Genomic DNA, 293 nt, shown 5'->3' with positions numbered 1-293 from the left:
GACATTTTCAGCACGCTCGATGAAGTCCCCGCCATGGAGCTGGCTGACCATGGGTTCGTTGACCTGCGTATCGGCAAAGGAGAACCCGGACAGATCCTTATAGGCGGGGAACCGGGCGGTCTTTGTCTGGTAGGCGATGGAGCGCACTTCGCGTTCGGCCAGTTCGGCCTTCAGGAGTTGTGAGAGGATGGGGATGGCCGCCTCGAAGGCGGGTGCGCCCTGCTCGATGAGGTCAGCCGCGACCTGGGACATGCCATACATCCGCAATCCACGGAGCATGACGACAAGTGAAG

At 60.8% G+C, this 293-nt stretch carries 1 protein-coding gene; it reads right to left on the bottom strand.

The window, feature by feature from the left end:
• Positions 1-293: ATP-binding protein (locus B7449_RS18215; RefSeq protein WP_244465780.1), on the bottom strand; the 293-nt coding region annotated here is incomplete at both ends.

The organism is Komagataeibacter intermedius TF2 (assembly GCF_000964425.1).
Classification (GTDB): Bacteria; Pseudomonadota; Alphaproteobacteria; order Acetobacterales; family Acetobacteraceae; genus Komagataeibacter; species Komagataeibacter intermedius.
Note: the sequence above shows the minus strand (reverse complement) of the source record. Positions and strands in the feature narration are given on the sequence as shown.